Below are 26,007 nucleotides of genomic sequence, written 5' to 3'. Positions count from 1 at the left end.
AAACTTTTGATCGACGTAAATAAGTTTGAAAGTATGCAAATTGGTCTTGCATCACCTAACAAGATCAGAAGCTGGTCATATGGTGAAGTTAAGAAGCCAGAAACCATTAACTACCGTACTTTAAAGCCAGAAAAAGATGGTTTGTTTGATGAACGAATCTTTGGTCCAACTAAGGATTGGTCATGTGCGTGTGGTAAATATACGGGTGTTAGATACCGTGGAATTGTTTGTGATCGATGCGGTGTTGAAGTTACTTCTTCTAAAGTAAGAAGAGAACGGATGGGCCACATTGAATTGGCTGCACCTGTTACTCACATTTGGTACTTCAAGGGTATTCCATCAAGAATGGGTCTTGTTTTGGATATTTCTCCAAGATTGCTTGAAGAAGTTATCTATTTTGCAGCTTATATCGTAATTGATCCAGGCGATACAGATCTTGAACCTAAGCAATTATTAACTGAAGCTGAATACCGTGAGCAAAAAGCTAAGTACGGCAATCGTTTTGAAGCAAAGATGGGTGCTGAAGCTATCCGTGAATTGCTTAAGAAAGTTGACTTAGCTAAAGAAGTTGCTGACTTGAAGAAAGAACTTCAAACTGCAACTGGTCAAAAACGTACACGTGCTATTAGAAGATTGGACATTTTGGACGCATTCAAGAACTCCGGCAATAAGCCAGAATGGATGGTTATGGATGCTGTTCCAGTTATTCCACCAGATCTTCGTCCAATGGTTCAACTTGAAGGTGGACGTTTTGCCACTTCCGATTTAAACGATTTATACAGACGTGTTATCAATCGTAACAATCGTCTGAAGAGATTGCTTGATTTGAATGCTCCTAATATCATTGTTCAAAATGAAAAGCGGATGCTTCAAGAAGCTGTTGATGCTTTAATTGATAACGGTCGTCGTGGTCGTCCAGTTGTTGGACCAGGTAACCGTCCACTTAAGTCACTTTCACACCTGCTTAAAGGTAAGCAAGGTCGTTTCCGTCAGAACTTGCTTGGTAAGCGTGTTGACTACTCAGGTCGTTCAGTTATCGATGTTTCACCAAAATTGAAGTTCTATCAATGTGGTGTTCCTCGTCCAATGGCTCTTGAATTGTTCAAGCCATTCGTAATGCACGAATTAGTTAAGCGTGGTATTGCATCAAACATTAAGAATGCTAAACGCAAGATTGATCGTGAAGATGATGATATCTGGGATGTACTTGAAGATGTAATTAAGGAACGTCCAGTTCTTTTGAACCGTGCACCTACTCTTCACCGTTTGAGTATTCAAGCCTTCGAACCAGTATTGGTTCCTGGTAAGTCAATTCGTTTGCACCCATTAGCATGTGAAGCTTACAACGCCGACTTCGATGGGGACCAGATGGCTATTCACGTTCCTTTGTCAGATGAAGCTGTTGCTGAATCTCGTTTGTTAATGCTTGCTGCGCACCATATTTTGGCTCCTAAGGATGGTAAGCCAATCGTTACTCCATCACAGGATATTGTTTTGGGTAACTACTGGTTAACTCAGGCTGAAAAGGATCGTGAAGGTGAAGGCATGATCTTTACTTCACCGGCTGAAGCTGCTGTTGCTTATGCAAATGGTGACATTCACTACCATACTATTATTGGTATGTCAGCTGATTCAATGCCTAAGAAGCCATGGCCAAAAGGTCACGAACACGGTATCTTTATTACTACTTATGGTAAGATTGTCTTCAACCAAATTTTCCCAGATGATTACTTCTACATTAATGAACCAACTGAGGAAAACTTGAATAATCCTGTAGATGCTAAGTACTTCTTAGCTGAAGGCGAAGACATTCATGAGAAGATTGATTCAATTGCTGATGATTTGATTGCTGCTCCATTTAAGAAGGACTTCTTATCAGATTCAATTGCTACTGTCTACAAGTACTACAAGGTTCAAAGAACGTCTGAATACTTGGATGATTTGAAGAAATTAGGTTACACAAGTTCAACTACTTCAGGTATCACTATTGGTATGACTGACGTTCCAGAAATTGCTGATAAGGATGAAAAGGTAGATGAGGCCCACAAGCAAGTTGATATTGTATCTAAACAATTCAGAAGAGGTCTGATTACTGAGCAAGAACGTCACGACCGTGTAATTAGCATTTGGAACAAGTGTAAAGACGAAGTTCAAAATGAAATTGCACAAATCTATGACCCAAGAAACCCAATTACAATCATGGCCGACTCTGGTGCCCGTGGTAATATTTCAAACTTTACTCAGTTAGCTGGTATGCGTGGTTTGATGGCTACTCCTAACGGTGGTTTGTTCGAAATTCCTGTTACTTCAAACTTCAAGGAAGGTTTGTCAGTACTAGAATTATTCATGTCCACTCACGGTGCTCGTAAAGGTATGACCGATACGGCTTTGAAGACTGCCCAGTCAGGTTACTTAACTCGTCGTTTGGTTGATGTTGCTCAGGACGTTATTATTCGTGATGATGATTGTGGTACTGATCGTGGTATTACAGTTAGCGCCATCATGGAAGGTGACGAAATGATCGAACCATTATTCGATCGTTTGCTTGGTCGTTTCACTGCTGAAACAGTTAAGGATCCTAAGACTGGTGAAACTATCGTAGCTAAGGACGTCATGATGGACGAAAACTTGGCTCACAAAGTTTGTGATGCTGGTGTAACTCACGTTAAGATTCGTTCAATCCTTACTTGTGGTACTCCTCACGGTGTATGTCGTAAGTGTTATGGTATGAACCTTGCTACTGGTGAAGAAGTTGAAGTTGGTGAAGCGGTTGGTACTGTTGCCGCTCAATCAATTGGTGAACCAGGTACTCAGCTTACTTTGAGAACTTTCCACAACGGTGGTGTTGCCGGTGCTGAAGATATTACTCAAGGTTTGCCTCGTGTTCAAGAATTGTTTGAAGCTCGTAACCCTAAGGGTCGTGCTACAATTTCTGAAGTTGATGGTATTGTTGATTCAATTCAAGAAAACCCAGCAGATCACACGCGTGAAATTACTGTAAAGGGCAAGATTGATACAAGATCATACGATGTCCCTTACACTGCATCTGTTGCTGTAGCTGAAGGCGATACAGTTCACCGTGGTGACAAGTTGACTCTTGGTTCAATTGATCCTAAGGAATTGATTCAAGTAACTGATACTTTAACAACTGAAGAATACATTTTGGCTGAAGTTCAAAAAGCTTATAGAATGCAGGGTGTAGATATTTCAGATAAACACGTTGAAGTATTGACTCGTCAAATGTTGCAAAAGGTTCGTATCCTTGATCCAGGTGAAACTGACATGTTGCCTGGTGAAGTTATGGATGTCGGTCAATTTAGAGACCGTAACAAGGAAGTTATTATTTCTGGTGGTATTCCAGCAACTGCTCAAAGTGTAATCTTGGGTATTACTAAGGCCGCTTTGGAAACTAATAGCTTCTTGTCAGCTGCTTCATTTCAGGAAACTACTCGTGTTCTTACCGATGCTTCTATTCGTGGCAAGAACGATCCACTTCTTGGACTTAAGGAAAACGTTATTATTGGTAAGATTATTCCAGCTGGTACTGGTATGCCTGTTTACCGTAATATGGAACCACAAGCAGATGTTGCTAAACCTCAATCAGTTTATTCAATTGCCGATATTGAAAGACAAATGAAGGAAAAAGGCGAAAAGGACAAAGCAACTCCACAAAAGTAATAAAATTCTGTTAGAGAAAAATAGAAAAGCTTCCATAATGAAAGATGATGGAAGCTTTTTTTGTCTAAAAATTTTTAATTATTAAGGCCGTAAAAATATAAGGAATAAATGCAAAACTAGATGAGTAGCTCTGATGTTTTTCAAATAAATAAGAAAGAATAACAAGAATGGATGCAATTAGAAAAACTTCATTAGCAAATTGCGGATTAAAGAAGAAGGCAATTGATAGATAAAGGTAAAGGTCACCGCTGCCTAGCTTTTTCTTATAAACGTAGAGGATTAATAGGCTAGCAATTGGTAAAAATTGAAGAAGATTAAAGTAATGCCAAAAGTTAGCCTTGGTTAAAGTAACAATAAAAAGTGGTAACAAAAAAATTGTAGGGAATTCTTTATCGTTAAAATCAAAAATGGCAATTAATAGGACAAAAAAGATAAAGATTCCTGTCGAAAAGCTTTTAATATTAGAAAAATCAATTGGAAGAAAGGCACAACCACCTAAAATTTCAAACAAAAGAAGTGTCCAAGAAATTTTTTCATGACAAAAACGACATTTTCCTTTAAGGATTAAAAATGAGATTATTGGCAACTCATCAGTCAGTGCCAAGGGTTGTAAGCAAAAGTAGCAATGCGAATGTCCCCATAAAAAATCGCCTTGGTCAAAACGATCGTAGATGACACATGCATGTGAGGCTAAACAGCTTCCAATAAAAAAATTAACAAAATAATTAATTAGCATAAAATCCCTCCAATTATTAAATACGTAAAATAAAGATAATTTACCGAAATAGTTTGCTTTCTGTTTAAAAGGTAGTACAATAATGCTTGTATGTTTTGAACAGATTGTCCGTGAGCCAAAAAAGAAACTCCCGGATGTGTGAACAAAAAATGTTATTTTAGGAGGAAATTTTAATGCCAACCATTAACCAATTGGTAAGAAAAGGCCGTCATTCAAAGACGACTAAGTCAAAGTCACCAGCTTTGAACTACGGTTATAACAGTATGAAGAAGGAATTAGTATTCAACCCAGCTCCACAAATGCGTGGTGTTGCAACTCGTGTTGGTACTATGACACCTAAGAAACCTAACTCAGCTTTGCGTAAGTACGCTCGTGTACGTCTTTCAAACTTGATTGAAGTTACTGCTTACATTCCAGGTGAAGGCCACAACTTGCAAGAACACTCAGTTGTATTAATCCGTGGTGGTCGTGTAAAGGACCTTCCTGGTGTTCGTTACCATATTGTTCGTGGTGCCCTTGATACTGCTGGTGTTGATGGCAGAAAGCAAGGTCGTTCTAAGTACGGTACTAAGAAAGATTAAAGGGAGGTTTAAATAATGCCTAGAAAAGGTCACGTAACTAAAAGAGATATTTTAGCAGATCCAGTTTACAACTCAAAGCTTGTTACTAAGTTAATTAACCACTTAATGGTTGATGGTAAGAGAGCTAAGGCATCATCAATCCTTTACGATGCTTTCAATATTGTTAAGGATAAGACTGGTAAGGAACCACTTGATGTCTTTGAAGAAGCAATGAATAATGTTATGCCAGTTTTGGAAGTTAGAGCTCGTCGTATCGGTGGTTCCAACTATCAAATCCCAGTTGAAGTTCGTCCAGAAAGAAGAACTACTTTGGGCTTAAGATGGCTTGTTTCATACGCTCGTTTACGTAACGAACACACTATGGATGAATGTTTAGCTAACGAAATTATTGATGCTTCTAACAACACTGGTTCAGCTGTTAAGAAGCGTGAAGACGTTCACCGTATGGCTGAAGCTAACCGTGCATTTGCACACTACCGCTTCTAATCTGCTCATTCGTTTTATTTTAAGGAGAGAAATTATTTATGGCTAACAAGCGTGAATTTCCATTAGAAAAGACACGTAATATTGGTATCATGGCCCACATCGATGCGGGTAAGACTACCACTACTGAACGCATCCTTTACTACACTGGTAAGATCCACAAAATTGGTGAAACTCACGAAGGTGATACACAAATGGACTGGATGGATGAAGAAAAGGAACGTGGTATTACTATTACATCAGCAGCCACTACTGCTCAATGGAAAGGTCACAGAATTAACATTATCGATACCCCAGGGCACGTTGACTTCACTATCGAAGTAGAACGTTCACTTCGTGTTTTGGATGGTGCCGTAACTGTTTTGGATGCCCAGGCCGGTGTTGAACCACAGACTGAAAACGTATGGCGTCAAGCTGAAACTTATGGTGTTCCTCGTATTGTTTTTGTTAACAAGATGGATAAGATCGGTGCTGACTTTGATAAGTCAGTTGAATCTTTGCATAAACGTTTAAACGCAAATGCACATGCTGTTCAAATGCCAATTGGTTCTGCTGAAACTTTTGAAGGTGTTATCGACTTAATCAACATGGTTGCTGATATCTACGACGAAGACAAGCTTGGTTCAAAGTGGGATACTGTTCCAGTTCCTGATGAATACAAGGAAAAAGCACAAGCTCGTCGTGAAAAGTTAATTGAAGCTGTTGCTGATGTTGACGATGGCATCATGGAAAAATACTTAAACGGTGAGGAAATTTCAAACGATGAAATTAAGGCAGCTATCCGTAAAGCAACCATTGACTTGAAGTTCTTCCCAGTATTTGCTGGTTCAGCCTTCAAGAACAAGGGTGTTCAAATGATGCTTGATGGTGTTGTAGATTACTTACCATCACCATTAGACGTTAAGCCTTATGTTGCTCATGATCCTAAGACTGGTAAAGAAGTTGAACTTAAGGCTAACGACAGCGAACCATTTGCTGCTTTAGCATTTAAGATTGCTTCAGACCCATTCGTTGGACGTTTAACTTTCATCCGTGTTTACACTGGTTCACTTCAATCAGGTTCTTACGTATTGAATGCTTCTAAGGATACTCGTGAACGTGTAGGTCGTTTGCTTCAAATGCACGCTAACGAACGTAAGGAAATTCCAGAAGTATTCTCAGGTGATATTGCCGGTGCTATCGGTTTGAAGAACACCACTACTGGTGACTCTTTAACTGATCCAGATCGTCCACTTATTTTGGAAAGTTTGAAAGTTCCAGATCCAGTTATCCAAGTTTCAATTGAACCTAAGTCAAAGGCTGACCGTGATAAGATGGATGTTGCTTTGCAAAAGCTTACTGAAGAAGACCCAACCTTTAAGGCTGAAACTAACCCAGAAACTGGTCAAACTTTGATCGCTGGTATGGGTGAACTTCACCTTCAAATCATGGTTGAACGTATGAAGCGTGAATTCCACGTTGAAGCTGAAATCGGTGAACCACAAGTAGCTTACCGTGAAACCTTCACCAAGGAAGCTAAGGCTCAAGGTAAGTTCGTTCGTCAATCTGGTGGTAAAGGTCAATACGGTGACGTTTGGATTGACTTTACTCCTAATGAAGAAGGTAAAGGCTACGAATTCGAAGATGCCATTGTTGGTGGTGTTGTTCCTCGTGAATTTATCCCTGCAGTTGACCAAGGTTTACAAGAAGCTATGAAGAATGGTGTTCTTGCAGGTTACCCATTAATTGACATTAAGGCTAAGCTTTACGATGGTAGTTACCACGAAGTCGACTCATCAGAAGCTGCCTTCAAGGTTGCTGCTTCTCTTGCATTGAAGAATGCTGCTCCTAAGGCTGGTGCCGTAGTTCTTGAACCAATTATGAAGGTTCAAGTCATTACACCAGAAGAATACTTAGGTGATGTAATGGGTTCAATTACCGCTCGTCGTGGTACGATGGATGGTATGGACGACCGTTCAGGTGCTAAGGTATTGAATGCTATGGTTCCACTTTCTGAAATGTTTGGTTACGCAACTACTTTGCGTTCATCAACTCAAGGTCGTGGTACTTTCACTATGGTGTTTGATCACTACTCACCATGTCCCAAGTCAATTCAAGAAGAAATTATTAAAAAGCGCGGCGGAGATGCTGAATAATTTTTAATAATTTTAGAAAAAAGAGTTATCCAGTTTTGGATAGCTTTTTTTTTGTAAAAAATATTGAGAAACATCGGTGAAACCCTTGATATTTAAGGCCATACCAAGTACAATAGTCGTTGTGCATTTAAGGGCTTATTATGCTCTGATGCTCAAAATTGTTGTAAAGCGTTGACGCAAAAGGTTGCGGCACGCCAGGTTGCATTGCCACAGTGGTGTGCAGGGAATTTTTGCCGAGCTAGTCATCTTTTAAAGAAGACGTTAAGGAGGTAATTAAATGGCAAGTCAAACAATTCGTATTAGACTTAAGTCTTACGAACATGGTATTCTCGATGAATCAGCTGCTAAGATTGTAGCTAGTGCAAAGAGAACTGGTGCAGAAATCTCAGGTCCAGTTCCTCTTCCAACTGAAAGAACTTTGTTCACTGTTCTTCGTTCACCACACAAGAACAAGGATTCACGTGAACAATTCGAAACGCGCACTCACAAACGTTTAATCGATATTTTGAATCCGACACCAAAGACTGTTGATTCATTAATGAAGCTTGATCTTCCAAGCGGCGTAGACATCGAAATCAAATTATAATTTACATAGAAAGAGGTGTAATCATGACCAAAGGAATCTTAGGAAGAAAAGTTGGTATGACTCAAATCTTCACTAAAGATGGTGCCTTAGTTCCAGTAACTGTTGTTGAAGCAACTCCTAACGTTGTTATGCAAGTTAAGACTGTTGAATCAGACGGTTACGATGCTGTTCAATTAGGTTACCAAGACAAGCGTGAAGTTTTGAGCAACAAACCAGAAAAAGGTCATGCTGCAAAGGCAAAGACTTCACCTAAGCGCTTCATTCGGGAAATCCGCGGTGTTGAGCTTAAGAACTATGAAGTTGGCTCAGAAGTTACTGTGGATACATTCAAGGAAGGTGACGTCGTAGACGTTACTGGTACTACAAGAGGTCATGGATACCAAGGTAACATTAAGCGTTGGGGTCAATCCAGAGGTCCAGAAACTCACGGATCAAGATATCACAGAATTCCTGGTTCAATGGGTTCAATCATTAACCGTGTACCAAAGGGCAAGCACTTGCCAGGTCACATGGGCGTTAAGAAAGTTACCATTGAAAATTTAGTAATCGAAAAAGTTGTTGCAGACAAGAACGTATTAATGATCAAAGGCAACGTACCTGGTGCTAAGAATTCATTAATCGTAGTTAAGACTGCATCTAAAGTTACAGACGCTGCTAAGTAGGAAGGAGGACTAGAATGGCTAATTTAAAAGTTATCGATCAAAACGGTAAAGATTCTGGTGAAGTTACCTTAAACGATAAAGTTTTTGGTATCGAACCTAACGAAAGCGTAGTCTTTGAAGCAATCATCAGACAAAGAGCTGGTCAACGTCAAGGTACTTCAAAGGTTAAGAATAGATCTGCTGTTCGCGGCGGTGGTAAGAAGCCTTGGAGACAAAAGGGTACTGGTCGTGCTCGTCAAGGTTCTATCAGATCTCCACAATGGCGCGGTGGTGGTACGGTATTTGGCCCTACTCCACGTTCTTACGCATATTCAATGCCAAGAAAACAACGTCGTTTGGCTATCAAGTCAGTTCTTTCCCAAAAGTTGATTGATAAGAATTTGATCGTTTTAGATAAGTTGACTATGTCAGCACCTAAGACTAAAGAATTTGTGTCAATGTTAGACAGCTTAAAGGTAGAAGGCAAGGTATTAGTTGTTTCTGACGACAAGAACGTACAACTTTCTGCTAAAAACTTGCCAAAGGTTAAGGTTGTTCCAGTTAATGGCTTAAATGTTGAAGATGCTGTTAACTACGACAAGTTAATCTTGACTCAAGATGCTGTAAAGAAGATTGAGGAGGTTTTGGCTTAATGAACGCACACGATATCATTTTAAGACCTGTCATTACTGAAAAGTCAACGAACTTAATGGATGATAAGAAGTACACTTTCGACGTGCTTTTAACTGCAACCAAAACTCAAGTTCGTAACGCTGTTGAAAAAATCTTTGATGTTAAAGTTAAGAGCGTAAACATTATGAACGTTCGCGGCAAAGACAAGAGAGTTGGTCGTTACTTCGGTAAGACAGCTCGTCGTAGAAAGGCAATCGTTACTTTAACTGACGATTCAAATGACATTAAAGTTTTCCAAGACGAAAACAAAGAAGACAAGTAATAGGAGGTCAGTCAATTGGCTATTAAGATTTACAAGCCAACCACAAATGGTCGCCGTAATATGACTTCTTCTGACTTTGCTGAAATTACTAAGAGCAAGCCAGAACGTACCTTGCTTGAATCACAATCTAAGACAGCAGGTCGTAACTCAAACGGTCATATCACAATTAGACACCGTGGTGGTGGTCACAAACAAAAATACCGTATCATCGACTTCAAGCGTAACAAGGACAACGCAAAGGCAGTTGTAAAGGCTATCGAATATGATCCAAACAGAACTGCTAACATTGCTTTGCTTCATTACACTGACGGTATTAAAGCTTACATTTTAGCTCCTAAAGGCTTAAAGGTTGGCGATATTGTTGAATCTGGTGAAGAAGTAGATATCAAGCCAGGTAACGCTTTAGCACTTAAGAACATTCCTACTGGTATAAACATTCACAACATTGAATTAAGACCAGGTAAGGGTGGTCAACTTGTAAGAAGTGCCGGTGCTTCTGCTCAAGTATTAGGTTTTGATGGTTCTTACACTTTGGTTAGATTACAAAGTGGTGAAGTTCGCAAGATCTTATCTGAATGTCGTGCAACTATTGGTGTAGTTGGTAACGAACAGCACTCATTAATTCAATTAGGTAAAGCTGGTCGTAAGCGTTGGTTAGGCAAGCGTCCACAATCACGTGGTTCCGTAATGAACCCTAACGACCACCCACATGGTGGTGGTGAAGGTAAGGCTCCTGTTGGTCGTCCACAACCTATGACTCCATGGGGCAAGAAGGCTCGTGGTATCAAGACTAGAAACGCCAAGAAGTCTAGCGAGAAGTTAATTATTCGTCACCGTAAAGGTAGCAAGTAATAGAAGGAGGGTTAATTAATGAGCCGTAGTATTAAAAAAGGTCCTTTTGCTGACGCATCATTATTAAAGAAAGTTGATGCACAACAAAACGCTGATAAGAAGCAAGTTATTAAGACTTGGTCACGTCGTTCAACTATTTTTCCTTCCTTTGTAGGTTTGACTATAGCTGTTTACGATGGTAGAAAACATGTTCCAGTTTATATTACTGAAGACATGGTTGGTCATAAATTAGGTGAATTTGTTCCAACAAGAACTTTCCATGGACACAAGATCGCCGATGACAAGGCCACAGCACAAGCTTAGAGGAAGGAGAAACATCTAAATGGCAGAACAAATTAGTTTAGCTAAGGCTGAAGCAAGAACTATTCGCATCGCTCCAAGAAAAGCACGTTTGGTTATTGACTTAATTCGTGGTAAGAGCGTTGCTGAAGCATTAGCAATCTTGGAATTTACGCCTAGAGCTGCTTCCCCAATCGTTGAAAAAGTTTTACGTTCAGCTATTGCTAACGCAGAACACAACTACGATCTTGAAAGTGCTAACCTTTACGTATCAGAAGCTTACGTAAATGAAGGCGCAACTTTGAAGAGATTCCGTCCACGTGCTAAGGGTATGGCTTCTCCAATTAACAAGAGAACTAGTCACGTAGTTGTTGTAGTTTCAGAAAAGAACGATTAAGGGAGGTATATTAATGGGTCAAAAGATTAACCCAAATGGTTTTCGTCTCGGTGTCATCCGTGGTTGGGAATCAAAATGGTATGCTGACAGAGGATACAAAGAAACTTTAAACGAAGACCTTCGTATTAGAAAATATATTTCAGACAAATTGAAGGATTCCTCTGTTTCTACTGTTGAAATTGAACGTGCAGCTAACAGAATCAATATTTCAATCCACACTTCAAAACCAGGTATGGTAATTGGTAAAGGTGGTTCTGAAGTTGAAGCTTTAAGAAAAGAATTAAATGCTTTAACTAGAAAACAAGTACACATCAACATTATTGAAATTAAGAAGCCAGATCTTGATGCTGAATTAGTAGCAGACAGTATTGCCCGTCAATTGGAAGCTCGTGTTGCATTCAGACGTGCTATGCGTCAAGCTTCACAAAGAACTATGCGTGCTGGTGCTAAGGGTACTAGAATTCAAATTTCTGGTCGTTTGAATGGTGCTGACATGGCTAGAAGAGAATGGCATACTGAAGGCCGTGTTCCACTACAAACATTAAGAGCTGATATTGATTATGCTTGGGTTAACGCCTTCACTACTTACGGTGAAATTGGTGTCCAAGTTTGGATTAATCGTGGCGAAATCTTACCAACTCGTAAGAACAAGTCATCTAAGCCAGCGAAGGGAGGAAACAAGTAATGCCATTAGTACCTAAGCGAGTAAAACACCGTCGTGAATTCCGTGGTAAGATGCGTGGTGCTGCTAAAGGTGGTAAGTACATTGCCTTTGGTGAATATGGTTTGGTAGCCCTTGAATCTCACTGGATTACTAACCGTCAAATCGAAGCTGCCCGTGTTGCTATGACACGTTACATGAAGCGTGGCGGTAAAGTTTGGATTAGAATTTTCCCTCAAAAGCCATACACTGCTAAAGGTGTTGGTGTACGTATGGGTTCTGGTAAAGGTGCACCAGCAGGTTGGGTAGCTGTAGTAAAGAGAGAAAAGATTTTATTTGAAATTGGTGGCGTATCAGAAGAAGTAGCTCGTGAAGCTTTGAGACTTGCTTCTACTAAGTTACCAATCAAAACTAAGTTTGTGACTAAGAGTTCGGAAGTAGGTGGCAATTCTAATGAAGGCTAAAGATATCAGATCATTAACCACTGATCAAATGTTAGAAAAGGAAAAGCAATATAAAGAAGAACTCTTTAACTTGCGTTTCCAACAAGCAACGGGTCAATTAGAAAATACCGCTCGCTTGAGCAAAGTCCGTAAAAACATCGCTAGAATTAAGACTATTCTTAGCGAAAAAGCATTAGAACAAAATTAATGGAAGGGAGCTATTAACTTGAGCGAAGCAAACGAAAGAAATCGTCGTCACGTATACCAAGGACGCGTTGTTTCTGATAAGATGGACAAAACTATTACTGTAGTTGTTGACACTTACAAGAATCACCCAGTTTATAAAAAGCGTTTTAAGTATTCAAAGAAGTTTTACGCACAAGACGAAAATAATGAAGCTAAAGTTGGAGATACTGTTCGTATCATGGAAACCCGTCCATTATCTCGCACAAAGCGCTTCCGTTTAGTTAAGATTGTTAAGAAATCTGTTTAATTTTTACGGATTTACTGAAGGGAGGATTTCACAGTGATTCAAAATGAATCTCGTTTAAAGGTTGCTGATAACTCTGGTGCCAGAGAACTTTTAGTCATCAGAGTCTTAGGTGGTTCAAAGCGTAAGACTGGTAATATTGGTGACATCGTTGTAGCTACTGTTAAACAAGCAACACCAGGTGGCGTTGTCAAAAAGGGTGACGTCGTAAAAGCAGTCATTGTTAGAACAAAGTCAGGCGCACGTCGTGTAGATGGTTCATACATCAAGTTCGACGAAAATGCAGCCGTAATTATTAATGCAGATAAGAGCCCACGTGGTACTCGTATCTTTGGGCCAGTTGCACGTGAGTTACGTGAAGACGACTTTATGAAGATCGTCTCACTTGCTCCTGAAGTCTTATAATTGTTAGTGAGGTGCACTGATGTTTGTTAAAACTGGTTACAAGGTAAAAGTTATTGCCGGAAAAGATAAAGGTAAAGAAGGTACTGTTCTTTCTGTTAACGCTAAGAAGAACCGTGTAGTTGTTAAGGGCGTTAACAAGATTAAGAAACACCAAAAGCCTTCACAAAATAACGCTAACGGAGGTGTAGTTGAATCAGAAGGTTCAATTCACGCATCAAACGTTAAGGTTATTTCTAAGGCAGATAATAAGTAGAAGGGAGGACACAAATGGCAAGTTATTTAGCACAAGAATACAAAGAAAAAGTTATGCCTGCATTAGAAGACAAGTTTAATTACAAGTCAGTTATGCAAGTACCAAAGATCGAAAAGATCGTTTTAAACATGGGTGTTGGTGACGCAGTTTCAAACGCAAAGAATTTGGATGAAGCTGTTGAAGAATTAACATTAATTTCTGGCCAAAAGCCATTGATCACCAAAGCCAAGAAATCAATCGCTAACTTCCGTTTGCGTGAAGGTATGTCTATCGGTGCTAAGGTTACTCTTAGAGGCGATAGAATGTACGATTTCTTATACAAGTTGATCAATGTTTCTCTTCCACGTGTTCGTGACTTCCGCGGTGTTTCAGCTCGTTCATTCGACGGTCGTGGTAACTACACTTTGGGTATTAAAGAACAATTGATCTTCCCAGAAATCGATTTCGATAAGGTAAATCGTACTAGAGGTTTGGACATTGTTATTGTTACTACTGCCAACACTGATGAAGAAGCTCGTGAACTTTTAGGTCAATTTGGTATGCCTTTTACAAAGTAATGGAGGACATTAATGGCTAAAACATCACAAAAAATCAGAAATCATCGTCCTGCTAAGTTCTCTACACGTGAATACACACGTTGTGAGAGATGTGGTCGTCCACATTCCGTATACCGCAAGTTCGGTTTATGCCGTATTTGCTTAAAGGAATTAGCACACAAAGGTCAAATTCCTGGTCTTAAAAAGGCTAGTTGGTAGTATACGGTTAGGAGGATAGCATAAATGGTCATGACAGATCCGATCGCAGATTACTTGACTAGAATCAGAAATGCCAACATGGCAAAGCACGATTCAGTTGAAATTCCTGCATCAAACATTAAAAAGTCAATTTCGGAAATTTTGAAGCGCGAAGGTTTCATTCGTGATTACGAAGTAACTGATGACAACAAGCAAGGCGTTATCAAGATTTTCTTGAAGTATGGTCCAAACGGTGAACGCGTAATTTCAGGCTTGAAGCGTATTTCTAAGCCAGGTCTTAGAAACTATGTTGGTGCTGAAGAATTACCTAAGGTTCTTAACGGTTTAGGTATTGCCATCGTTTCTACTTCTGCAGGTGTTATTACCGATAAAGAAGCTAGACAAAAGGGCGTTGGCGGCGAAGTTATCGCTTACGTTTGGTAATTCTGACAGAAAGGAGAAAATTCAATGAGCCGTATTGGTTTAAAGACTATTGAAGTACCCGACAGTGTCACTGTTACCAAAGAAGGCAACAATATTACTGTTAAGGGACCTAAGGGTGAATTAACCAGATACTTTGATCCAAAGATTAAGTTTGAACAAAAAGACGTTGAAATCAGCTTTAGTCGTTCAAATGAAAACGACAAAGCCCTTCACGGTACTGAAAGAGCAAACTTAGCCTCAATGATCGAAGGTGTTGTTGATGGTTACAAGAAGACATTGAAGTTAATCGGTGTTGGTTACCGTGCACAAGCACAAGGCAACAAGATTACTTTAAATGTTGGTTACTCACATCCAGTTGTTTTAACTGCTCCAGAAGGCGTTAATGTTAAGACTCCTTCAGCAACTGACGTTGAAATTGATGGTATTTCAAAGCAAAACGTTGGTCAATTTGCAGCTGAAGTCCGTGCCGTACGTCCACCTGAACCTTATAAGGGCAAAGGTATTCGTTACACTGACGAATACGTACGTCGCAAGGAAGGTAAGACTGGTAAGTAATAAGTAGTTATTTTGAGGTGAAATTGTGATTTCTAAACCAGATAAAAACAAGTTACGCTTAAAGCGTCGTAAACGTATTCGTGGAAAGATTTCTGGTACTGCTGAGCGCCCACGCTTAAGTATCTTTCGTTCAAACAAAAACATCTACGCTCAATTAATTGATGACGTAGCGGGTGTCACGCTAGCAAGTGCCTCAACTTTGGACAAGTCTGTTTCCACAGATTCAAGCAAAGTAGAACAAGCTGCAGCTGTTGGTAAGGCTATTGCCGAAGCAGCAAAAGCTAAGAATATTACAAATGTCGTATTTGATAGAAGTGGTTACTTATACCACGGCCGTATTTCAGCATTGGCAGACGCCGCTCGTGAAAACGGATTAGATTTCTAGGAAGGAGAATTAACACATGGCAAACCGCAACGATTCTCGTAACAATCGCAGAAACAAGGACGATATCGAAGATCAATTAGTCGCTGTCAACCGTATTACTAAGGTTGTAAAAGGTGGACGTAGAATGAGATTTGCTGCCCTTGTTGTCGTTGGTGACAAGAAAGGCCGTGTAGGTTTCGGTACTGGTAAGGCTCAAGAAGTCCCAGAAGCAATCCGTAAGGCTGTAGAAGACGGCAAGAAGAAAATGATCAATGTACCTAAGGTTGGTACTACTATTCCTCACGAAGTAATTGGTCACTATGGTTCAGGTAACATTTTATTGAAGCCTGCCGAAGCTGGTTCCGGAGTAGCTGCCGGTGGTGCCGTACGTATCGTTATGGATATGGCTGGTATCGCTGATGTTACTTCAAAGTCTTTGGGTTCAAACACTCCAATCAATGTTGTTCGTGCAACTATTGATGGCTTGAAGAAACTTAGAACTAGTGAAGAAGTTGAAAAACTTCGCCAAATCAAGAACGAAGATTAGGGAGAGGTTAATAGATGACTGATTTTAAAGTTACTTTAATTAGAAGTGTTGCGCACCGCATTCCTAGTCAAAAGAAAGTCGTTAAGGCTCTTGGTTTAGGTCGCGTAAGCAGTACTGTTGTTCTTCCAGACAACGCTGCTACTCGTGGTGCATTATTGAAAATTGCTCACTTAATCTCTGTTGAAGAGATTAATAAATAAAGAATCAAGGAGGTGCCAAATAAATGAAGCTTCATGAATTACATTCAGCAGAAGGCTCACGTCGTGCAAGAAAACGTGTAGGTCGTGGTACTTCAAGTGGTTACGGTAAGACTTCTGGTCGTGGTCAAAAAGGTCAATTGGCTCGTCAAGGCGGTCATACTCGTTTAGGTTTTGAAGGTGGTCAAATGCCATTGTTCAGAACTATGCCTAAGCGTGGTTTCAAGAACATCAACTGTAAAGAATACGCAATTATTAATTTAGATGACTTAAACAAGTTTAAAGATGGTAGCGAAGTAACTGTTGAAAGTTTGAAAGAAAATGGTCTTGTAAAGAAAGAACTTTCAGGTGTTAAGTTACTTGGTAACGGTGAATTAAAAGTTAAATTAACTGTAAAGGTTAACAAGGTTTCCGCAGCTGCTAAGAAGGCAGTTGAAGCTGCTGGCGGAACTGTTGAGGTGATCTAATGTTTTCAACCTTGAAGAACGCCTTTAAGGATAAAGAAATCAGAAACAAAATTTGGTTTACTCTCTTTATTCTTTTGCTTTATCGGATCTGTGCTAACATTACCGTTCCAGGTGTTAATGCAAAAGCGATCACTCAGGTTGCACAAACTGGTTTGGTTCCAATGCTGGATACTGTTTCCGGTGGTGGACTTGATAATTATTCAATATTTTCACTCGGTGTTTCTCCTTACATTACGGCACAAATTGTTATCCAATTGCTTCAAATGGATATTGTGCCAACTTTAGTTGAATGGGGGAAGCAAGGTGAAGTAGGTAGACGTAAAACTAATCAGGTTACCAGATATTTAACATTGGTAGTTGCCTTTGTTCAAAGTCTTGGTATTACGTTAGGTTTTAACGCCTTAACACAAATGGGTTTAGTCAAGAATCAAACTTGGCAAACTTATTTAGAAATTGCCATTATCATGACTAGTGGAACGATGCTTCTAAATTGGCTTGGTGATGAAATCACTGACAAAGGTTTAGGAAATGGTATTTCAGTAATTATTTTTGCTGGTATTATAGCAAGACTTCCATCAGGAATGTGGCAAATATATAATGAAGAAATCGTTAATAATAGTGCTAGTGATCGTTGGCAAGGTATTTTGTTCTTCATCGGGGTTATCGTTGCAATCCTTATCGTAACGCAACTTGTTACCTGGGTTGAACAAGCTGATCGTCGTATTCCTATTCAATACACAAGAAGAGCGACAATCAGTGGATCTGAAAGTTTTCTACCATTGAAGGTTAACGTTTCTGGAGTTATTCCAGTTATCTTTGCCAGTTCATTTATTATTACACCGGCAACTGTTTTAATGGTCTTTCAAAAAAGTCAAGGTGACCAGCAATGGTATCAAGTGTTGACTAACATTTTCAGTTTACAAACTACTCCAGGTGTTGTCATTTACACGATTTTGATTATTCTATTTACATTCTTCTATGCTTTTGTTCAGGTAAATCCTGAAAAGCTAGCAGAAAACTTACAAAAACAAGGGGCTTACATCCCAAGTGTATGGCCTGGTAAAGATACACAAGATTATGTTTCTAAACTTTTAATGAGATTATCCACAGTTGGTTCAATTTTCTTAGGTTTAGTAGCACTTATACCACAATTAGCAACTAACTTCTGGGGCTTACCAAGTTCTATTGGTTTAGGCGGAACTAGTTTGTTAATTGTAATTGGGGTTGTCTTAGAATTATCTCGTCAAATTAACGGTTTGTTAATGAAGAGAGAATATTTCGGATTCATCAGATAGGACGGAAATATGATTAACTTAATTCTTTTAGGTTTGCCAGGTGCTGGTAAAGGTACAGCATCAGAACAAATTGTTGATAAATATCACTTAACTCATATCTCAACTGGGGATATGTTTAGGGAAGCTATTGCTAACAAAACAAAAGTTGGCCTTGAAGCTAAGAGCTATATCGACAAAGGTAATTTAGTACCTGACGAGGTTACTGCTAAATTAGTTGAGGAACGTTTAAGTCAACCAGATATTAAAGAAGGTTATATCTTAGACGGTTTTCCAAGAACTACTGAACAAGCAGAAATGCTCGTTGGTATCACTAAACGTTTAAATAAACCATTAACTAATGTTATTGCATTAGATGTTGATGAAGATACTTTGGTAAAACGTTTATCAGCACGCTTTATGTGTAAAAATTGTGGAGCTACTTATAATAAGATCTCAAAGATGCCTAAGGTTGAAGGTACATGTGATCGTTGTGGTAGTCATGAATTTTATCAACGTGAAGATGACAAACCAGAAGTTGTTAAGAATCGTCTTGAAGTTAACGAAAAGATGAATGCACCATTAAAAGACTTTTATCAAGAAAAAGGTTTGTTGACTGTAATTAACGGAAAGCAAACTCCAGATAAAGTCTTTGAAGATATTGATGCGGTCTTAAGTAACAACAAGTAAGACAAAGCTTGTATATTTAGAATTCCGTGTTATAATTTCAAAGTATGACTGTTTAATTGCGGAGGAACAACTTTGGCAAAAGATGATGTCATTGAAGTAGAAGGTAAGGTAGTTGATACCTTACCTAATGCTATGTTTAAAGTTGAATTGGAAAATGGAGCAACTATTTTAGCACACGTTTCAGGCAAGATTAGAATGCACTATATTCGCATTTTGCCTGGAGACCGTGTGACTGTTGAGCTTTCTCCATATGATTTAACAAAAGGTAGAATTACGTATCGGTTTATTAAGTAATAACGGAGGTAAACATGAAGGTTAGACCATCTGTTAAACCAATGTGTGAACATTGTAAAGTTATTAAGAGACATGGCTGTGTTATGGTTATTTGCCCTGCAAATCCAAAACACAAGCAACGTCAAGGTTAAAAAATAGGAGGTGCAATTTATGGCACGTATTGCTGGTGTTGACATACCAAGAGATAAACGAGTTGTAGTCGCATTGACTTACATTTATGGTATTGGTGAACCAACTGCTAAGAAGATTTGTAAAGATGCTGGTGTTTCAGAAGATATCCGTTCAAAGGATTTAACTCCAGAAGATCAAGAAAAGCTTCGTTCAGAAGTCGACAAATACCGTGTTGAAGGTGACTTACGTCGTGAAGTAAGTATGAACATCAAACGTTTAGTTGATATCGGTTCTTACCGTGGTATTCGTCACCGTCGTGGACTTCCAGTTCGTGGTCAAAATACTAAGAACAATGCTCGTACTCGTAAGGGTACTAAGAGAAACCGTTAATATATTTATAAGGAGGTTTATTGATGCCTAAAACAGCACGTAAGCGTCGTGTGAAGAAGCATGTCGAAAGCGGCGTTGCTCACATTCAGTCTACGTTTAATAATACTTTAGTCATGATTACTGACGTTCAAGGTAATGCAGTTGCTTGGTCTTCAGCTGGTGCATTGGGCTTTAAGGGTAGTCGTAAGTCAACCCCATTCGCAGCTCAAATGGCAGCCGAAGCAGCAGCTAAGAGTGCAATGGACCAAGGCATGAAACATGTAGAAGTTTCTGTTAAAGGTCCTGGTGCTGGTCGTGAATCTGCAATTAGATCACTTCAAGCAACTGGTCTTGAAATTACTGCAATTCGTGACGTTACGCCAGTTCCCCACAATGGTTCTAGACCACCAAAACGTCGTCGTGTTTAATTTTGTCCTTAATGCTCAAGGACGTTACGTTTTGAAAGGGGCCTAGTAATGATTGAATTTGAAAAACCAAATATTACCGTTGTTGAGCAAGAAGATTCTTACGGTAAGTTTGTTGTTGAACCACTAGAACGAGGCTTTGGTACAACATTAGGTAATTCTCTTCGCAGAGTATTACTCACTTCTATTCCTGGTACAGGGCTTGTTTATGTTCAAATTGACGGCGTTTTACACGAGTTCTCAACAGTTCCTGGCGTTAGAGAAGATGTAACTAAGATTATCTTGAATTTGAAGAAACTTGAATTAAAGTCAAATTCAGATGAACAAAAGGTTATTGAATTGGATGTTGAAGGTCCAGCCACTGTAACTGCTGATGATCTTAAAGTTGATTCAGACGTAGAAGTTTTGAATCCAGATCAATACATTTGTACCATTGCTGAAGGTGGACACTTGCACATGCAAATTGCGGTTAAGAATGGTCGCGGTTATGTAGCTGCAAGTGACAATAAGAGTGAAGACATGCCAATTGGTGTTATTCCAGTTGATTCTCTTTTCTCACCAATTAAGAAGGTAAATTACCAAGTTGAATCAACTCGCGTTGGTAAGAAAGACGATTTTGACAAGCTCACTTTTGAGATTTGGACAGACGGTTCAATCAACCCTAATGACGCCCTTAGCTTCGCTGCAAAGATTCTTGTAGAACACTTTAAGGTATTCGAATCTGCAGATGCAGATAACAAGTTCAGCGAAGTAATGGTGGAAAAGGAAGATAACAAGAAAGAAAAGAAGCTTGAAATGACTATTGAAGAGCTTGATCTTTCTGTTCGTTCTTACAACTGCTTAAAGCGTGCAGGTATTAATACTTTGCAAGAGTTAACAGATAAAACTGAAGCAGATATGTTGCGTGTACGTAATTTAGGACGTAAATCATTGGAAGAAGTTAAGAACAAATTAGCTGACTTAGGACTCTCACTTCGTCAAGAAGATTAACTTAAGTAAGCAAATAAAGGAGGCAAACTAATGGCATACCGTAAGTTAGGTCGCGATAGTGCACATAGAAAAGCAATGCTTAGAGAAATGACTACTCAATTGTTCATTAACGAACGCATTGTTACTACTGAATCTCGTGCTAAAGAAATCCGTAAGACTGCTGAAAAAATGATTACTTTGGGTAAGTGCGGTGATTTAGCATCAAGAAGAAAAGCTGTTGCTTTTGTAAGAGATGAAGTTGCTGATATTCACGAAGAAAAAGATGCAGTTGTTGTTAAATCAGCATTGCAAAAGCTCTTCTCTGATATTGCACCTCGTTACAAAGACCGTAATGGTGGTTACACCAGAATTATGAAGTTAGCTTTAGCTCGTAAGGGTGACGCTGCTCCAATGGTTATTCTTGAATTGGTTTAATATTTAATTCAAAATAATCTAACTTAATAGCTATTAAGAATTATCCATGAAAGTGAGAATAAGCGCAAAGATGATGGCGAAAGCTTAGTCTAGCTTAGATGATTAAATCATCCCTCTTCATGGATGATTTTTTTTGCTCTTTTTGGTAGGATAATAAGTAGTTTGGCGGTGAATATATGTCCGAAAATATAATTTCTTTAAATCATGTCTCATTTACTTATAGTGAATCTAAGGTACCTGCTGTACAGGATATTAGTTTTAATGTTAAGAAAGGTGAATGGTTTACCATATTAGGTGATAATGGAAGTGGCAAATCAACAATTACTAGACTAATAAATGGACTTTTATGGTCTGACGAAAATGATGCAGATTCAATTATTGTTGATGGCGATCCTCTTAATGAACAAAATTTGTGGAAAATAAGAAATAAAGTGGGGATCGTTTTTCAGAATCCTGATAATCAATTTGTTGGTGCCACTGTCGCCGAAGATGTTGCTTTTGGACTAGAAAATCGTGGAGTACCGCGTGAACAAATGTTAAGTATTGTCGATAAAGCCATTCAAGAGGTAGGCATGTCAGACTATAAAACTGCTGAGCCAAGCAACTTATCAGGAGGTCAGAAGCAAAGAGTCGCAATTGCTGGTATACTTGCCGTTAAGCCTAAAATTTTAATTTTAGACGAAGCGACTTCGATGCTTGATCCTAGAGGACATGACGAAATCATTTCGTTAGTTAAAAAGATGAAGGACAAAAATGATTTAACTGTCATTTCTATTACACATGATATTAATGAAATTATGTTGGCTGATCATGTTTTAATTTTGAATGACGGAAAGGTGATTGCACAGGGTACGCCAAAGGATGTTTTCGAAAACGAAAAGCTAATAGATAGTATAGGTTTAGAGGAACCATTTATTTTTAAACTTATCAAAAAGCTAATAAAGGCCGGGATAGAAATTCCAGAGAACGTCGATTCGCAAGAGAAGTTGGTCGAAATACTATGTCAATTAAATTCGAAAATGTAAGTTACATATTTTCACCTAATACACCATTAGAGAAAAAAGGCTTAGACCAGGTAAGCTTTACTTTAAAAGAGAAGAGTTTTGTCGCAATTGTTGGTCATACTGGTAGTGGAAAATCTACTTTGATGCAACATTTTAATGCTTTATTGAAACCTAGTGCCGGAAAGATTGAAATTGCTGGTAAAGAAATCACACCTGAAACTGGAAATAAAAATTTAAAAGATTTACGGCGTCATGTTAGTTTAGTATTTCAATTTCCTGAAGCTCAATTATTTGAAACTACGGTTTTAAATGATATTGCTTTTGGACCGAAAAATTTTGGCTATAGCGAAGATGATGCTAAGGCTTTAGCATTAAAATGGTTAAAGAAAGTCGGCTTATCTGAAGACATAGCGGATCGTTCTCCTTTCGATTTATCTGGTGGACAAATGAGGAGAGTGGCAATTGCTGGGGTCATGGCGTATCAACCTGACGTTCTTTGCTTGGATGAACCAGATGCAGGATTGGATCCTCGTGCTCGAAAGCAAATGATGGATTTGTTTTTAGATTATAAAAATTCTGGCCATACTGTGATTTTGGTCACTCATAACATGGATGATGTTGTTAATTATGCCGATGACGTTTTGGTAATTGAAAAAGGCAAGCTAATTAAGCATGATATTCCAGCTAATATCTTTGCTGATGAAAAATGGGCCCATCGGCATTCGCTTGATGAGCCAAGTGCAACAGCTTTTGCTAAACAATTAAGTAATTATCAATTTGAAAAACAACCTTTAACTATGGATGATTTAGTCAAAGGAATCTTAATAAATTTGAAGAGGTGAGTCTTTGAGTAAAATAATTATTGGACGATATATTCCTGGAGATTCCATTATTTATAAGATGGATCCACGAGGGAAATTGCTCGTGGCTATTCTCTTCATTTTTATTATTTTTCTCGCTAATAATTGGCTTACATACGGTATTATTGCCTTATTTGCAATATTAGCTGTAGCAGCAACAAAACTTAAGGCTAAAGTATTTTGGGACGGAGTTAAGCCATTAATCTGGTTAATCTTCTTTACATCGGTTTTGCAATTATTCTTTACTACTGGCGGAACGATCTATTGGAAATGGTGGATATTCACTCTGTCAAGTTTTGGAATTGCTAATGCTATTTTTATCTTTATTCGATTTACTTTAATCATTTTAATTTCCACAGTGATGACAGTGACTACAATGCCATTGGAAATAGCTGATGCAATGGAATGGATTTTAAAACCGTTAAAATTAATAAGAGTTCCGGTAGATAAAATTGCTTTGGTAATGTCGATTGCTTTACGTTTTGTTCCAACCCTTTTTGACCAAACTTTGAAAATTATGAATGCTCAGAGGTCACGTGGAGCAGACTTTAATGATGGTGGTTTAATTAAAAGATCAAAAGCAATTGCACCATTGTTGGTTCCATTATTTATTAGTTCATTAGAGATCGCGGTAGATCTTTCTACAGCAATGGAGGCCAGAGGCTATCGTGGTAGTAAGGGCAGAAGTCACTATCGCGTTTTAAGATGGGGTAAGGTTGATTTAGTAAACCTGTTTTATTTGGTAAGCTTGACTGCTTTATTAATCATATTTAGGACACATTAATGAGTACAAGATATAAAATTCTGATGGCGTATGATGGTCATCTTTTTCATGGCTTTCAGGTTCAGCCAAATCAAAGAACTGTTCAAGGTACAGTTGAAGAAGCTTTAAAGAAAATGACTAAAGGCAAACGAGTAATAGTTGAAGGATCCGGTAGAACTGATGCGGGTGTTCATGCGATGGGTCAGGTCATTCAATTTGATTACCCGGGAAATAGAATTCCAGCAGAAAAGATGATTTTGGCATTGAACTCAATGATGCCAATGGATATTATTTTTAAAGAATGTGAAATCGCCAGTCCTGATTTTCATGTTCGATATAGTATTAAAGGCAAATGGTATCGCTATCGGATGAGTTTGGATCATTTCGTGAATCCATTTAAAAGATTTTATACAGGTCATTATCCTTATCCAATCGATGTCTCAAAGATGAAAGAAGCTGCTAAGGATCTACTAGGTAAACATGATTTTACAAGCTTTGCAGCGAGTGGAGGTCAAATAAAAAATAAAGTTCGTACCATGTACTATGTCAATGTTGAAAAAAATGAAGCGCAAAATGAACTTGTTTTTGATTTTATATGCTCTGGCTTCTTATATAATATGGTCCGAATTTTAGTAGCAACTTTATTGGAAATTGGAAGCGGAAAACGTCCGGTACATGATTTTCCTAGAATAATTAAGGCAAAAGATCGTTTGCAAGTGACTCAAACCGCACCGGCAAGTGGGCTATATTTATACCATGTCTTTTATGACAAATTGCCAGATAAATACCGGCAAGATCTACTTTTATAATTGACATTTTTATAAAAAGGACGTACTCTAGTATAGTATGTTTGTCCACTATAGGCCCCGGAAACTTATTGTTTTCAAACTGCAAGTAAACGGAGGAATTTAAATTGCGTACTACACCATTAGCAAAATCTAGTGAAATTGAACGTAAGTGGTATATTATCGATGCAACTGACGTATCTTTAGGTCGTCTTTCAACTGCTGTTGCCACTATTTTGAGAGGTAAGAACAAGCCTCAATATACACCTAATGTTGATACCGGTGATAATGTAATTATTATCAACGCTTCAAAGATTAGATTGACTGGTAAAAAGGCTACTGACAAGATTTACTACCACCACTCAGAATGGCGTGGCGGCTTAAGAGCTACTTCATACGGCGAGTTGCTTGCCAACAATCCTGTTAAGATGGTTGAAATCTCAGTTAAAGGCATGCTTCCAAAGAATACTCTTGGTCACCAAGAATTCATGAAGATGCACGTTTATGCTGGTGAAGATCACAAGCATGAAGCACAAAAGCCTGAAAAGTTAGATATTAACAAATTAATCTAGGAGGTTAAATAATGGCACAACAAGCTGCATACATCGGTACTGGTCGCCGCAAAGATTCAGTTGCGCGTGTTCGTTTAGTACCAGGTAATGGTAAGATCACTGTTAACGGCAAAGAAGTTAATGAATACATCCCATTCCCTAACTTAGTTAAGGACTTGAAGCAACCATTGACTTTGACTGAAACTGACGGTCAATATGACATTCACGTTAACGTTAACGGTGGTGGTTTCTCAGGTCAAGCTGGAGCTATCCGTTTGGGTATCGCTCGTGCACTTCTTGATGTTGACCCAGATTTTCGTTCACCATTAAAGAAGGCCGGTTTCTTAACACGTGACCCAAGAATGAAGGAAAGAAAGAAGCCAGGTTTGAAGAAAGCCCGTAAAGCTTCACAATTCTCAAAGCGTTAATATTTACTATCAGAAATGTTGTTATATCAACGTTTTCGAGACTTCAAATGGTCACCTATGGTCACAATACTATAGGGAAGCCAATAGATTTAAGGCATTCGCATCTTGCGAGTGCTTTTTTTCTGGCATTAATTCCAAAAAATATTTTGGCTCTTTGTCAAACACCCTA

Annotated in this window: 40 protein-coding genes; 39 read left to right on the top strand and 1 reads right to left on the bottom strand. The window is 38.7% G+C overall.

Features of this window, described 5'->3' with window-relative positions; all coding sequences use genetic code 11:
* The first annotated feature begins 6 nt into the window (after nt 1-6).
* A complete protein-coding gene (gene rpoC / locus B2008_RS04810; protein WP_281829281.1) occupies nt 7-3,678 on the top strand; it encodes a DNA-directed RNA polymerase subunit beta' in 3,672 nt (1,223 codons plus the stop codon).
* 64 nt (nt 3,679-3,742) lie between these two features.
* On the opposite strand, the gene B2008_RS04805 is transcribed toward rpoC, so the two are convergent.
* The gene (locus B2008_RS04805) at nt 3,743-4,414 is read right to left on the bottom strand and encodes a prepilin peptidase (RefSeq protein ID WP_281829280.1); all 672 of its coding nucleotides are present in this window, start codon (nt 4,412-4,414) and stop codon (nt 3,743-3,745) included.
* A 173-nt stretch (nt 4,415-4,587) separates the two neighbouring features.
* On the opposite strand from B2008_RS04805, the gene rpsL reads away from it, so the two are divergent.
* The 38 genes from rpsL (at nt 4,588) to rpsI (ending at nt 25,838) form a co-directional block, all read left to right on the top strand.
* Nucleotides 4,588-4,995 (top strand): 30S ribosomal protein S12, encoded by a 408-nt coding sequence (gene rpsL / locus B2008_RS04800; RefSeq protein WP_281829279.1) that lies wholly within the window; start codon nt 4,588-4,590, stop codon nt 4,993-4,995.
* Between the two features lie 15 nt (nt 4,996-5,010).
* Complete coding sequence (gene rpsG / locus B2008_RS04795) at nt 5,011-5,481, top strand: 30S ribosomal protein S7 (RefSeq protein WP_281829278.1); 471 nt, start codon at nt 5,011-5,013, stop codon at nt 5,479-5,481.
* A gap of 38 nt (nt 5,482-5,519) precedes the next feature.
* Complete coding sequence (fusA, locus tag B2008_RS04790) at nt 5,520-7,613, top strand: elongation factor G (protein WP_281829277.1); 2,094 nt, start codon at nt 5,520-5,522, stop codon at nt 7,611-7,613.
* 277 nt (nt 7,614-7,890) lie between these two features.
* Nucleotides 7,891-8,199 (top strand): 30S ribosomal protein S10, encoded by a 309-nt coding sequence (gene rpsJ, locus B2008_RS04785; protein WP_281829276.1) that lies wholly within the window; start codon nt 7,891-7,893, stop codon nt 8,197-8,199.
* Between the two features lie 23 nt (nt 8,200-8,222).
* Nucleotides 8,223-8,861, top strand: a complete 639-nt coding sequence (rplC, locus tag B2008_RS04780) for a 50S ribosomal protein L3 (protein ID WP_006351932.1) — start codon at nt 8,223-8,225, stop codon at nt 8,859-8,861.
* Between the two features lie 14 nt (nt 8,862-8,875).
* A complete protein-coding gene (gene rplD, locus B2008_RS04775) occupies nt 8,876-9,493 on the top strand; it encodes a 50S ribosomal protein L4 (RefSeq protein WP_281829272.1) in 618 nt (205 codons plus the stop codon).
* Nucleotides 9,493-9,795 carry a 50S ribosomal protein L23 gene (rplW, locus tag B2008_RS04770; protein WP_281829270.1) on the top strand — a complete coding sequence of 101 codons (303 nt, stop codon included), beginning with the start codon at nt 9,493-9,495 and terminating at the stop codon, nt 9,793-9,795. Before rplD ends, rplW begins: the two co-directional genes overlap by 1 nt.
* A gap of 15 nt (nt 9,796-9,810) precedes the next feature.
* A complete protein-coding gene (gene rplB, locus B2008_RS04765; RefSeq protein ID WP_281829268.1) occupies nt 9,811-10,647 on the top strand; it encodes a 50S ribosomal protein L2 in 837 nt (278 codons plus the stop codon).
* A gap of 18 nt (nt 10,648-10,665) precedes the next feature.
* A complete protein-coding gene (rpsS, locus tag B2008_RS04760) occupies nt 10,666-10,950 on the top strand; it encodes a 30S ribosomal protein S19 (RefSeq protein WP_006351928.1) in 285 nt (94 codons plus the stop codon).
* Between the two features lie 19 nt (nt 10,951-10,969).
* Entirely contained in the window at nt 10,970-11,323 is a 354-nt protein-coding gene (rplV, locus tag B2008_RS04755; RefSeq protein WP_281829266.1) for a 50S ribosomal protein L22, read from the top strand.
* A gap of 13 nt (nt 11,324-11,336) precedes the next feature.
* Complete coding sequence (gene rpsC, locus B2008_RS04750) at nt 11,337-12,008, top strand: 30S ribosomal protein S3 (RefSeq protein WP_281829265.1); 672 nt, start codon at nt 11,337-11,339, stop codon at nt 12,006-12,008.
* On the top strand, nt 12,008-12,448 hold the full coding sequence (gene rplP / locus B2008_RS04745; RefSeq protein ID WP_281829263.1) for a 50S ribosomal protein L16: 441 nt from the start codon (nt 12,008-12,010) through the stop codon (nt 12,446-12,448). The genes rpsC and rplP overlap by 1 nt, the downstream gene beginning before the upstream one ends.
* Nucleotides 12,438-12,635: a 50S ribosomal protein L29 gene (gene rpmC, locus B2008_RS04740; RefSeq protein WP_025080093.1), complete on the top strand. Its 198-nt coding sequence runs from the start codon at nt 12,438-12,440 to the stop codon at nt 12,633-12,635. Before rplP ends, rpmC begins: the two co-directional genes overlap by 11 nt.
* 18 nt (nt 12,636-12,653) lie before the next feature.
* Nucleotides 12,654-12,920, top strand: a complete 267-nt coding sequence (gene rpsQ, locus B2008_RS04735; protein ID WP_006351924.1) for a 30S ribosomal protein S17 — start codon at nt 12,654-12,656, stop codon at nt 12,918-12,920.
* Between the two features lie 33 nt (nt 12,921-12,953).
* Nucleotides 12,954-13,322: a 50S ribosomal protein L14 gene (gene rplN / locus B2008_RS04730; protein ID WP_281829261.1), complete on the top strand. Its 369-nt coding sequence runs from the start codon at nt 12,954-12,956 to the stop codon at nt 13,320-13,322.
* 19 nt (nt 13,323-13,341) lie between these two features.
* Complete coding sequence (gene rplX, locus B2008_RS04725; RefSeq protein ID WP_281829259.1) at nt 13,342-13,575, top strand: 50S ribosomal protein L24; 234 nt, start codon at nt 13,342-13,344, stop codon at nt 13,573-13,575.
* A 14-nt stretch (nt 13,576-13,589) separates the two neighbouring features.
* Entirely contained in the window at nt 13,590-14,132 is a 543-nt protein-coding gene (rplE, locus tag B2008_RS04720; protein WP_006351921.1) for a 50S ribosomal protein L5, read from the top strand.
* Between the two features lie 12 nt (nt 14,133-14,144).
* Nucleotides 14,145-14,330, top strand: coding sequence for a type Z 30S ribosomal protein S14 (locus tag B2008_RS04715; protein WP_006351920.1), 186 nt, complete (start codon nt 14,145-14,147; stop codon nt 14,328-14,330).
* Between the two features lie 24 nt (nt 14,331-14,354).
* Complete coding sequence (rpsH, locus tag B2008_RS04710; protein WP_080881142.1) at nt 14,355-14,753, top strand: 30S ribosomal protein S8; 399 nt, start codon at nt 14,355-14,357, stop codon at nt 14,751-14,753.
* Between the two features lie 24 nt (nt 14,754-14,777).
* The gene (rplF, locus tag B2008_RS04705; protein WP_281829255.1) at nt 14,778-15,308 is read left to right on the top strand and encodes a 50S ribosomal protein L6; all 531 of its coding nucleotides are present in this window, start codon (nt 14,778-14,780) and stop codon (nt 15,306-15,308) included.
* Nucleotides 15,309-15,333: 25 nt separating this feature from the next.
* Entirely contained in the window at nt 15,334-15,693 is a 360-nt protein-coding gene (gene rplR, locus B2008_RS04700; RefSeq protein ID WP_281829253.1) for a 50S ribosomal protein L18, read from the top strand.
* A gap of 16 nt (nt 15,694-15,709) precedes the next feature.
* Entirely contained in the window at nt 15,710-16,219 is a 510-nt protein-coding gene (rpsE, locus tag B2008_RS04695) for a 30S ribosomal protein S5 (RefSeq protein ID WP_281829252.1), read from the top strand.
* Between the two features lie 14 nt (nt 16,220-16,233).
* Nucleotides 16,234-16,419 (top strand): 50S ribosomal protein L30, encoded by a 186-nt coding sequence (rpmD, locus tag B2008_RS04690; RefSeq protein WP_281829250.1) that lies wholly within the window; start codon nt 16,234-16,236, stop codon nt 16,417-16,419.
* A 23-nt stretch (nt 16,420-16,442) separates the two neighbouring features.
* Nucleotides 16,443-16,883 carry a 50S ribosomal protein L15 gene (rplO, locus tag B2008_RS04685; RefSeq protein ID WP_281829249.1) on the top strand — a complete coding sequence of 147 codons (441 nt, stop codon included), beginning with the start codon at nt 16,443-16,445 and terminating at the stop codon, nt 16,881-16,883.
* Nucleotides 16,883-18,178, top strand: coding sequence for a preprotein translocase subunit SecY (gene secY, locus B2008_RS04680; protein WP_281829248.1), 1,296 nt, complete (start codon nt 16,883-16,885; stop codon nt 18,176-18,178). The genes rplO and secY overlap by 1 nt, the downstream gene beginning before the upstream one ends.
* A 9-nt stretch (nt 18,179-18,187) precedes the next feature.
* Nucleotides 18,188-18,844, top strand: a complete 657-nt coding sequence (locus B2008_RS04675; protein WP_281829247.1) for an adenylate kinase — start codon at nt 18,188-18,190, stop codon at nt 18,842-18,844.
* A 72-nt stretch (nt 18,845-18,916) separates the two neighbouring features.
* The gene (infA, locus tag B2008_RS04670; RefSeq protein ID WP_002878178.1) at nt 18,917-19,138 is read left to right on the top strand and encodes a translation initiation factor IF-1; all 222 of its coding nucleotides are present in this window, start codon (nt 18,917-18,919) and stop codon (nt 19,136-19,138) included.
* A gap of 14 nt (nt 19,139-19,152) precedes the next feature.
* Nucleotides 19,153-19,269 carry a 50S ribosomal protein L36 gene (gene rpmJ, locus B2008_RS04665; RefSeq protein ID WP_281829241.1) on the top strand — a complete coding sequence of 39 codons (117 nt, stop codon included), beginning with the start codon at nt 19,153-19,155 and terminating at the stop codon, nt 19,267-19,269.
* A 19-nt stretch (nt 19,270-19,288) separates the two neighbouring features.
* Entirely contained in the window at nt 19,289-19,639 is a 351-nt protein-coding gene (gene rpsM / locus B2008_RS04660) for a 30S ribosomal protein S13 (RefSeq protein WP_281829239.1), read from the top strand.
* A 23-nt stretch (nt 19,640-19,662) separates the two neighbouring features.
* Nucleotides 19,663-20,046 (top strand): 30S ribosomal protein S11, encoded by a 384-nt coding sequence (rpsK, locus tag B2008_RS04655; protein ID WP_281829237.1) that lies wholly within the window; start codon nt 19,663-19,665, stop codon nt 20,044-20,046.
* 48 nt (nt 20,047-20,094) lie between these two features.
* On the top strand, nt 20,095-21,033 hold the full coding sequence (locus B2008_RS04650) for a DNA-directed RNA polymerase subunit alpha (RefSeq protein ID WP_281829235.1): 939 nt from the start codon (nt 20,095-20,097) through the stop codon (nt 21,031-21,033).
* 30 nt (nt 21,034-21,063) lie between these two features.
* Nucleotides 21,064-21,447: a 50S ribosomal protein L17 gene (gene rplQ, locus B2008_RS04645; protein WP_281829233.1), complete on the top strand. Its 384-nt coding sequence runs from the start codon at nt 21,064-21,066 to the stop codon at nt 21,445-21,447.
* 176 nt (nt 21,448-21,623) lie between these two features.
* Nucleotides 21,624-22,472 (top strand): energy-coupling factor transporter ATPase, encoded by an 849-nt coding sequence (locus B2008_RS04640; protein ID WP_281829231.1) that lies wholly within the window; start codon nt 21,624-21,626, stop codon nt 22,470-22,472.
* On the top strand, nt 22,448-23,293 hold the full coding sequence (locus tag B2008_RS04635) for an energy-coupling factor transporter ATPase (protein ID WP_281829229.1): 846 nt from the start codon (nt 22,448-22,450) through the stop codon (nt 23,291-23,293). Before B2008_RS04640 ends, B2008_RS04635 begins: the two co-directional genes overlap by 25 nt.
* Before the next feature lie 4 nt (nt 23,294-23,297).
* Complete coding sequence (locus B2008_RS04630) at nt 23,298-24,095, top strand: energy-coupling factor transporter transmembrane component T family protein (RefSeq protein ID WP_281829228.1); 798 nt, start codon at nt 23,298-23,300, stop codon at nt 24,093-24,095.
* Nucleotides 24,095-24,883 (top strand): tRNA pseudouridine(38-40) synthase TruA, encoded by a 789-nt coding sequence (gene truA, locus B2008_RS04625; protein ID WP_281829227.1) that lies wholly within the window; start codon nt 24,095-24,097, stop codon nt 24,881-24,883. Before B2008_RS04630 ends, truA begins: the two co-directional genes overlap by 1 nt.
* 104 nt (nt 24,884-24,987) lie before the next feature.
* A complete protein-coding gene (rplM, locus tag B2008_RS04620; RefSeq protein WP_080881151.1) occupies nt 24,988-25,431 on the top strand; it encodes a 50S ribosomal protein L13 in 444 nt (147 codons plus the stop codon).
* Between the two features lie 11 nt (nt 25,432-25,442).
* The gene (rpsI, locus tag B2008_RS04615; RefSeq protein ID WP_006351901.1) at nt 25,443-25,838 is read left to right on the top strand and encodes a 30S ribosomal protein S9; all 396 of its coding nucleotides are present in this window, start codon (nt 25,443-25,445) and stop codon (nt 25,836-25,838) included.
* The last annotated feature ends 169 nt before the right edge of the window (nt 25,839-26,007 follow it).

Source organism: Lactobacillus sp. UBA5813 (genome assembly GCF_002417895.1).
GTDB lineage: Bacteria > Bacillota > Bacilli > Lactobacillales > Lactobacillaceae > Lactobacillus > Lactobacillus amylolyticus.
Note: the sequence above shows the minus strand (reverse complement) of the source record. Positions and strands in the feature narration are given on the sequence as shown.

Excerpts from the sequence above, each read along its gene's own strand:
- B2008_RS04805 (WP_281829280.1), bottom strand. The coding sequence starts at position 4,414 with ATGCTAATTAATTATTTTGTTAATTTTTTTATTGGAAGCTGTTTAGCC.
- rpsL (WP_281829279.1), top strand. The coding sequence starts at position 4,588 with ATGCCAACCATTAACCAATTGGTAAGAAAAGGCCGTCATTCAAAGACG.
- rpsG (WP_281829278.1), top strand. The coding sequence starts at position 5,011 with ATGCCTAGAAAAGGTCACGTAACTAAAAGAGATATTTTAGCAGATCCA.
- fusA (WP_281829277.1), top strand. The coding sequence starts at position 5,520 with ATGGCTAACAAGCGTGAATTTCCATTAGAAAAGACACGTAATATTGGT.
- rpsJ (WP_281829276.1), top strand. The coding sequence starts at position 7,891 with ATGGCAAGTCAAACAATTCGTATTAGACTTAAGTCTTACGAACATGGT.
- rplC (WP_006351932.1), top strand. The coding sequence starts at position 8,223 with ATGACCAAAGGAATCTTAGGAAGAAAAGTTGGTATGACTCAAATCTTC.
- rplD (WP_281829272.1), top strand. The coding sequence starts at position 8,876 with ATGGCTAATTTAAAAGTTATCGATCAAAACGGTAAAGATTCTGGTGAA.
- rplW (WP_281829270.1), top strand. The coding sequence starts at position 9,493 with ATGAACGCACACGATATCATTTTAAGACCTGTCATTACTGAAAAGTCA.
- rpsS (WP_006351928.1), top strand. The coding sequence starts at position 10,666 with ATGAGCCGTAGTATTAAAAAAGGTCCTTTTGCTGACGCATCATTATTA.
- rplV (WP_281829266.1), top strand. The coding sequence starts at position 10,970 with ATGGCAGAACAAATTAGTTTAGCTAAGGCTGAAGCAAGAACTATTCGC.
- rpsC (WP_281829265.1), top strand. The coding sequence starts at position 11,337 with ATGGGTCAAAAGATTAACCCAAATGGTTTTCGTCTCGGTGTCATCCGT.
- rplP (WP_281829263.1), top strand. The coding sequence starts at position 12,008 with ATGCCATTAGTACCTAAGCGAGTAAAACACCGTCGTGAATTCCGTGGT.
- rpmC (WP_025080093.1), top strand. The coding sequence starts at position 12,438 with ATGAAGGCTAAAGATATCAGATCATTAACCACTGATCAAATGTTAGAA.
- rplX (WP_281829259.1), top strand. The coding sequence starts at position 13,342 with ATGTTTGTTAAAACTGGTTACAAGGTAAAAGTTATTGCCGGAAAAGAT.
- rplE (WP_006351921.1), top strand. The coding sequence starts at position 13,590 with ATGGCAAGTTATTTAGCACAAGAATACAAAGAAAAAGTTATGCCTGCA.
- B2008_RS04715 (WP_006351920.1), top strand. The coding sequence starts at position 14,145 with ATGGCTAAAACATCACAAAAAATCAGAAATCATCGTCCTGCTAAGTTC.
- rpsH (WP_080881142.1), top strand. The coding sequence starts at position 14,355 with ATGGTCATGACAGATCCGATCGCAGATTACTTGACTAGAATCAGAAAT.
- rplF (WP_281829255.1), top strand. The coding sequence starts at position 14,778 with ATGAGCCGTATTGGTTTAAAGACTATTGAAGTACCCGACAGTGTCACT.
- rpsE (WP_281829252.1), top strand. The coding sequence starts at position 15,710 with ATGGCAAACCGCAACGATTCTCGTAACAATCGCAGAAACAAGGACGAT.
- rpmD (WP_281829250.1), top strand. The coding sequence starts at position 16,234 with ATGACTGATTTTAAAGTTACTTTAATTAGAAGTGTTGCGCACCGCATT.
- rplO (WP_281829249.1), top strand. The coding sequence starts at position 16,443 with ATGAAGCTTCATGAATTACATTCAGCAGAAGGCTCACGTCGTGCAAGA.
- secY (WP_281829248.1), top strand. The coding sequence starts at position 16,883 with ATGTTTTCAACCTTGAAGAACGCCTTTAAGGATAAAGAAATCAGAAAC.
- B2008_RS04675 (WP_281829247.1), top strand. The coding sequence starts at position 18,188 with ATGATTAACTTAATTCTTTTAGGTTTGCCAGGTGCTGGTAAAGGTACA.
- rpmJ (WP_281829241.1), top strand. The coding sequence starts at position 19,153 with ATGAAGGTTAGACCATCTGTTAAACCAATGTGTGAACATTGTAAAGTT.
- rpsM (WP_281829239.1), top strand. The coding sequence starts at position 19,289 with ATGGCACGTATTGCTGGTGTTGACATACCAAGAGATAAACGAGTTGTA.
- rpsK (WP_281829237.1), top strand. The coding sequence starts at position 19,663 with ATGCCTAAAACAGCACGTAAGCGTCGTGTGAAGAAGCATGTCGAAAGC.
- B2008_RS04650 (WP_281829235.1), top strand. The coding sequence starts at position 20,095 with ATGATTGAATTTGAAAAACCAAATATTACCGTTGTTGAGCAAGAAGAT.
- rplQ (WP_281829233.1), top strand. The coding sequence starts at position 21,064 with ATGGCATACCGTAAGTTAGGTCGCGATAGTGCACATAGAAAAGCAATG.
- B2008_RS04640 (WP_281829231.1), top strand. The coding sequence starts at position 21,624 with ATGTCCGAAAATATAATTTCTTTAAATCATGTCTCATTTACTTATAGT.
- B2008_RS04635 (WP_281829229.1), top strand. The coding sequence starts at position 22,448 with ATGTCAATTAAATTCGAAAATGTAAGTTACATATTTTCACCTAATACA.
- truA (WP_281829227.1), top strand. The coding sequence starts at position 24,095 with ATGAGTACAAGATATAAAATTCTGATGGCGTATGATGGTCATCTTTTT.
- rpsI (WP_006351901.1), top strand. The coding sequence starts at position 25,443 with ATGGCACAACAAGCTGCATACATCGGTACTGGTCGCCGCAAAGATTCA.